The 6657-nt window shown below is 69.9% G+C and carries 6 protein-coding genes; all 6 read left to right on the top strand.

The features are described 5' to 3' along the window. Positions 1-225: 225 nt before the first annotated feature. Positions 226-1257, top strand: a complete 1032-nt coding sequence (locus ABZ260_RS43710) for a LacI family DNA-binding transcriptional regulator (protein WP_355629752.1) — start codon at positions 226-228, stop codon at positions 1255-1257. Beyond that, a complete protein-coding gene (locus ABZ260_RS43705) occupies positions 1254-2504 on the top strand; it encodes a sugar ABC transporter substrate-binding protein (protein WP_355629749.1) in 1251 nt (416 codons plus the stop codon). The genes ABZ260_RS43710 and ABZ260_RS43705 overlap by 4 nt, the downstream gene beginning before the upstream one ends. A 2-nt stretch (positions 2505-2506) precedes the next feature. After that, positions 2507-3454 carry a sugar ABC transporter permease gene (locus tag ABZ260_RS43700; protein ID WP_355629746.1) on the top strand — a complete coding sequence of 316 codons (948 nt, stop codon included), beginning with the start codon at positions 2507-2509 and terminating at the stop codon, positions 3452-3454. Beyond that, the gene (locus tag ABZ260_RS43695) at positions 3451-4290 is read left to right on the top strand and encodes a carbohydrate ABC transporter permease (protein WP_355629743.1); all 840 of its coding nucleotides are present in this window, start codon (positions 3451-3453) and stop codon (positions 4288-4290) included. The genes ABZ260_RS43700 and ABZ260_RS43695 overlap by 4 nt, the downstream gene beginning before the upstream one ends. 171 nt (positions 4291-4461) lie before the next feature. Then, positions 4462-5934 (top strand): glucoamylase family protein, encoded by a 1473-nt coding sequence (locus ABZ260_RS43690; RefSeq protein ID WP_355629740.1) that lies wholly within the window; start codon positions 4462-4464, stop codon positions 5932-5934. Between the two features lie 51 nt (positions 5935-5985). Then, on the top strand, positions 5986-6657 hold a 672-nt coding region (locus ABZ260_RS43685), incomplete at its 3' end, for a hypothetical protein (protein WP_355629738.1).

Here is a 6657-nt window from a genome sequence, read left to right as displayed (position 1 = left end):
CTTTCGCTGGTATTCGTTCCCGGCGGGAGGGGGCGGGGGCTTCTTCTTTCCGGTGGAGTATCACGGAGCCCGGGGTGTCGCTGTGCTCGTTTGGTAACGGTGACGTAACAGGTCTTTACTGATGATTCCGCCCGGTGGTTGACTCCGATCATTCACTGTAAGCGCTTCCACCTTCTGCCGCCGTCGAGTGTAAGCGCTTCCACTCGCTGGGAGATCGGACGACAGGTGTCAAACAGTTACGAAGGTCAGGGGGCGACCATCTACGAGGTCGCGCAACGGGCGGGCGTCTCCATCGCCACCGTCTCCCGGGCTCTGCGCAACACCGGCCCCGTCGCGGCCGGAACTCGCGAGAAGGTGCTGAGGGCGGTCGAGGAGCTCGGCTTCACCCCGAGCCGCCTCGGTGTCTCCCTCGCCCAGGGCCGCCACGCGGCCAACGGGATCGTCTTCCCCGACCTGTCGGGCCCCTATTTCGCCGAGGTCCTCCTCGGGTACGAGGAGGTGGCCTCCGAGCTCGGCCGCTCCGTGCTCATCCTGTCCACGCGCGGGCGGGCCGCCGTGCAGGACCTGGTCAGGGATCTTGTCGGCCGGGTGGACGGCATGGTGATCTTCGGCAGGACCGTCGAGGACGCCGTGGTGGACGAGATCATCAGGAGCAGGACGCCGCTGGTCCTGCTCGCGCGCGATCCCGTCGAGCGGGCGGACGCGGTCTGCAGCGAGAACACCGCGTCGGCCGAGGCGCTCACCACCCACCTGCTCGGACACGGCTACTCGACCTTCGCCCTGGCCGGGGACGACGACCGGGGCGACGTCACCCAGCGCTGGACGGGAGTCAGGCGGGTCCTGTCCGGCCACGGGATCCGGCCCCCCGAGCCATTGCCCTGCGAGCTCACCGTGGAGGGCGGGTACGCGGCGGGGCGGACGCTACTCGGCGGGAAACCCGGTGGAGCGCGCCGGCCGGAGGCGGTGATCTGCGCCGACGACCAGGTGGCCCTCGGCGTCATCCTGGCGGCCGAGGAACTCGGCCTCGATGTGCCGGGCGACGTGGCGGTCACCGGCTGGGACGACATCATGGCCGCCCGCCACGCCAGGCCCGCCCTCACCACGGTGCGCCAGCCCATGCGCCTGCTCGGCGCCCGCGCCGCTCGCGCGCTGGACGAGCTCATCAAGGGTGCTCGTACCGTCCCGAACTCCGAGATTCTCCCCACCCAGCTGATCGTTCGATCCAGCTGCGGTCCTCACCCCCTGGAGGAAAAGTGAAGAAGTACGCCGTCGGGATCCTCGCGTTGGGACTGGTGCTCGCCGGGTGCGGCCGGAGTGGTGGAGGGGCCGCGGAGCAGGCGAGGGACGTCGACACCGGCAAGGCCACCGGCGAGGTCACGGTCTGGGCGATCGGGGCCGAGGGGGAGGCGCTGGGCGCCTTCGCCAAGGACTTCGAGACGGCCAACCCCGGCATCACGATCAAGGTGACCCCGCTCGGCTGGGACGTGGCCCACGACAAGATCACCGCGGCCATCGCGGGGAACGCCACCCCCGACATCACCATGCTGGGCAGCACCTGGATGGGCGAGATGGCCAAGACCGGCGCCCTCGACCCCACCCCGGCCGGCCTGATCGACAAGTCGACGTTCTTCCCCGGCGCGTGGGGCACGGTCGAGGTGGACGGGACCGCGTACGGAGTGCCCTGGTACGTCGAGACCCGCGCCCTGTACTACCGCAAGGACCTCGCTTCGAGGGCGGCGGTGCAGCCGCCCGTCACCTGGGAGGAGACCACCGCCTTCGTCAGGGCGCTCAAGGAGAAGGGGGGCGCCTCGCTCGGCGTCGAGCAGAACTTCCGGCAGGGCTCCTGGCAGGAGGTGCTGCCGCTGGTGTGGCAGGCGGGGGGCGAGATCGTCTCGGGCGGGAAGTGGACGCTGGACACGCCCCAGATGGTCCAGGCGCTCAAGCAGTACGGCTCGTTCTTCGAGGGCGGGCTCTCCAGCACCGACCAGCCCACCGGCGCCTTCCCGCAGACGTTCGTCAAGGGGAAGGTCGGCGCCTTCTACTCGGGGCCGTGGATGATCGCGGGCCTGGAGAAGGAGGGCGGCGACGGCTTCGGTGAGAAGTTCGCCGTCGCGCCCTACCCGAAGGGGAGCGCGGGAGGCACCAGCCTGGTCGGCGGTAGCGACATGGTGGTCTTCAAGGACGCGAAGAACCGCGACGCCGCCTGGAAGTTCCTGCGCTGGCTCGTCGACCCCAAGGTCCAGGCCGCCTGGTACACCAAGGTCAACGCGCTGCCCAGCGTCGAGGCCGCCTGGCAGGACCCGGCGCTGACCGCCGACGAGCGCGTCACCGTCTTCGGCGAGCAGCTCAAGGACGCCAAGGCCGTCCCCGCCGTCCCGACCTGGGAGCAGGTGGCCAAGGTGATGGAGACCGAGATCGAGAAGATGGCCCTGGGCAAGCAGACGGCCGAGGAGACGGCCAAGACCGTCCAGGAGCAGGCCGAGACCATCGGGACCGGGGTCTGACCATGGTGGTCAGCGAGCGGGTGGGCTCGCGCGAGTTCACCGGACCCGCCCCCGTCAAGGAGCGGCGATCCGGGGGAGGATTCCGCCGTACCGGTCTGGCCTGGCTCTTCGTGACGCCCTTCGTCGTGATGTTCGCGGTGTTCTGGGCGGGACCGCTCCTCGTCGAACTCGGCATGAGCTTCACCGACATGCGCAGTACCGACGTGCGCGATCCCCTCGGGGTGAACCTCGTCGGGCTCGACAACTACCTGCGGCTGTTCGACGACGAGCTCATGCGCAAGGCGGCGGTCAACACGCTGATCTTCGTGGTGACCGCGCTCCCGCTCACCATCGCCCTCGGCCTGGGCGCGGCCGTGGCGCTGAACTCGGGGATCGCCCGGCTGCCCGCCGCGTTCTTCAGGCTCGGTTACTACCTGCCGTACGTCACCAGCATCATCGGCGTCGCGGTGGCCTGGAGGTTCCTGCTCGAACCCGACGCGGGACTGGTCAACCAGGTGCTCGCGGCGGTGGGCGTGGACGGCCCCCGCTGGCTCGCCGACGAGAACCTGGCGCTTCCCGTGATCATCGTCATGACCGCCTGGCGGAGCTTCGGCTTCGACATGGTCGTCCTGCTGGCCGCCCTGCAGGGCATCCCCAGGGAGCTGTACGAGGCGGCGGAGGTCGACGGCGCCGGACGCTGGGAGCGTTTCCGCTCCGTCACGCTGCCGATGCTCCGCCCGGCGCTGCTGTTCTGCACCGTCTACAGCTCCATCGGGTTCGCCCAGTTCATGGAGGAGCCGCTGGTGATGACCCGGGGAGGTCCGGCGGGAGCGACCACCTCGGCGTCGCTCGCCATCTACAACCAGTTCGGCTCCGGCAACTACGGCTACGCCGCAGCCGCCGCGAGCGTCCTGTTCACCGTGATCGTGGCCCTGGCGGTCCTGCAGTTCCGGGTCGGGAGGTCCAGGTGAGACCGGTTCCGGGCCGGGAGGCCCGGGTGAAACGCCGCTTCTCCACGTACGCGCTGCTCAGCGCCGGACTCGCGCTCGTCGTGCTCCCGTTCGTCTGGACGCTGCTCACCTCGTTCAAGCCGGAGACCGAGATCAGGCGGGACCCGCCGGACCTGCTGCCGGTGCAGTGGACGCTCGGCAACTACGGCGAGCTGCTGGAGAAGATGAACATCACGCAGGTGTTCGTCAACAGCGCGGTGGTGGCCCTCGCCACCGTCGCGGGCAACCTGCTGTTCTGCTCGATGGTCGGGTACGCCTTCGCCAAGCTGGCCTTCCGCGGCAAGAACGTGCTCTTCGCACTGGTCCTGACCCAGATGGCGCTGCCCGCCATCGTGGTGATGATCCCGCAGTTCGTGCTCATCGCGAAGCTCGGCCTGGTCAACACCTTCCTCGGGATCATCCTGCCCGGCCTGGTCACCCCGCTGGGCATCTTCCTGATGCGCCAGTTCATCGCGGACATCCCCGACGAGCTGATCCACGCCGCGCGGGTCGACGGCGCCAGGGAGTTCCGGATCTTCTTCCAGATCGTCATGCCGCTCTGCAAGCCCGCCCTGGCCACGCTCGGCCTGATCACGTTCCTCGGCTCGTGGAACAACTTCCTCTGGCCCGCGGTGGTGGCCCAGAGCGAGGACAGGTACACGCTGCCCGTCGCGTTGGCGATCTTCAACGGCTACCAGGGAACCCAGTACGGCCTGCTCATCGCCGGGGCGGTGGTCGTCGTGCTTCCGGTCCTGGTCCTCTTCGTCTTCCTGCAGCGCTTCTTCACCCAGGGCATCGCCTCCACCGGACTCAAGTAACCCACGTAAGGAGCCCCCGTGCGTCGTCGTCACGCGGCCGCCCTGGCGGCCTGTCTCGCCCTGATCACGGCCGCCCCCTCTCCCGCCTCGGCCGCCCCTTCCCCCGCCCCCTCGCTCTCCCCTTCCGCGTCTCCCCTCGTCTCCCCCTCTGCCCCCTTGACAGCTAGTCCCTTGACGGCGCCCCCCCTGACAGCGGCGCGTCAGCGGGAACTGCTGCGCCGCTACGCCGCGGACACCTGGAAATCCATGGACGCGATGGCCGACCCGGCGACCGGGCTGCCCTCCGACAAGATCGACGGCTCGCTCGACCCCGGCACCCGCGCCAAGGTGACCTCGCCGACCAACATCGCCACCTACCTGTGGAGTACGGTGGCCGCCCGCGACACCCACCTCATCTCCCGGGGTGAGGCCCAGCGGCGCGTCGCCAGAACGCTCGGCTCGACGGCCAAGCTGGAGCGTCACGCCCCGACCGGCCAGTTCTACAACTGGTACGACCCGCACACGCTGCGGATCGTGCGCACCTGGCCGGAGAACGGCTCCGCCGTCCAGCCGTTCCTGTCCAGCGTCGACAACGGCTGGCTCGCGGCCGCCCTCATGATGATCCGCAGTGCCGTGCCCGAGGTCTCCAAGCAGGCCGAGGCGCTGCTGAGCGGCATGGACTTCGAGTCCTACTACGACCCGCAGGCGCGGCCCGACGCGGGCACCGGCCTGCTGCGCGGCGGGTTCTGGCCGGAGAAGCCCACCGGCTGCTCGGTCGAGAGCGACTACAACGGCTCGGGAACCACGGTTTACTCCACCTGCCACCACTACGGCGCGCTCACCGAGGCCAGGATCGCCAGCTACGTCGGCATCGTCCTCGACCAGCTCCCGCCCGAGCACTACTACGGCATGTGGCGGACCTTCCCCGACACCTGTGACTGGTCGTGGGCCGAGCAGAAGCCGGTCGGCGCCTGGCGCACGTACATGGGCGTCAACGTCTTCGAGGGCACGTACGGCTACCGCGGCATGCGCCTGGTGCCCACCTGGGGCGGCAGCATGTTCGAGGAGCTGATGGTGACCCAGCTCGTGCCGGAGGACGTCTGGGGCGCCAGGAGCTGGGGCCGCAACCAGCCGGTCTACGTGGCCGCCCAGATCGAGCACGGCATGAACGACGCAAAGTACGGATACTGGGGCTTCTCCCCGTCCAACGACCCCGCCGGGGGCTACCGCGAGTACGGCGTGGACGCGATCGGCATGGACACCCCCGGCTACACCTCCGACCAGGAGCGCACCTCCGTCGACTACGGGTTCGAGGGATGCCGCGAGGGCCAGGCGGAACCCGAGTCCTACGGGGACGGCGTGGTCACCCCGCACGCGTCGTTCCTCGCGCTGCGCCACGCGCCGGACGCGGCCCTCGGCAACCTCGCCAGGCTCAGGGCGAACTTCGACTCCTACGGACCCGGCGGTTTCTACGACGCGGTGGCCGTGCGCAGCGGCAAGGTCGCCAAGCAGTATCTCGCCCTCGACCAGGGAATGATCATGATCGCGCTCGGCAACGCGCTCGCGGGCGACAGCCTGCGCCGCCACTTCGCGACCCGCGACGTCACGGCCAAACTCGCCCCCGTGCTGCGCCAGGAGGAATGGGCCGTCGTGCCCCCCAGGTGAGCCGTACTCCAACGTGCACATCCATCAACCGACCATCGGGGAGACGTATCCATGAGCACGGCCGATGCCGCACGCCGAGACTGGCAGGCCCGCATCCACAAGGCGTCGGGGGAGGTGACCGCGGCCGGACCGGTCGAGGTCGCCGCCCCCCGCGACCTGCGCGCCGACAGCGGAGGCGGGCACGTCACGCTGACCTGGGAACCGGTGGCCGGGGCCATCGGCTACATCGTCCACCGCGCGCCCGCCGAGGAGGGGCCGTACACCTCGACCAAGCAGCGTGACGTCGACGTACCGGCCGTGCCGGATCCGCGCTACGTCGACACGCTCGGGGAACCCGCCTGGTATCGGGTCGCCGCCATCACCACCGTGGAGCGGACCGGCCCCTTTGCCGGACCGGTGTTCGCCGCGCCGCTCGCCGCGCCGGGCGCGGCGGCCCTGCGGGTCGACGCCTCAGCGAGCACGCGGCCCCTGCCCCGGCCGTGGAAGTACATGATCGGCTCCGAGCACCTGTCGTACATGCTGTCCGCCGACACCGTGGGCGGGCGCCCGATCGGCCCCGAGCTGACCGAGGCCCTGCGGACGATGCGGGAGGAGCTCGGCGTCGAGACCGTGCGCGCCCACGCGATCCTCTGCGACGACCTCGGCGTCTACCGGGAGGACGGCGGGAAGCCCGTGCACGACTTCACCCGGGTGGACGAGGTCTATGACACGATCACCGCGTTC

The organism is Streptosporangium sp. NPDC006013 (assembly GCF_040614275.1).
Taxonomy (GTDB): domain Bacteria; phylum Actinomycetota; class Actinomycetes; order Streptosporangiales; family Streptosporangiaceae; genus Streptosporangium.
The sequence above is the reverse complement of the archived record's forward strand: the minus strand, read 5'-3'. Positions and strand labels throughout refer to the sequence as shown.

Excerpts from the sequence above, each read along its gene's own strand:
- ABZ260_RS43700 (WP_355629746.1), top strand. The coding sequence starts at position 2,507 with ATGGTGGTCAGCGAGCGGGTGGGCTCGCGCGAGTTCACCGGACCCGCC.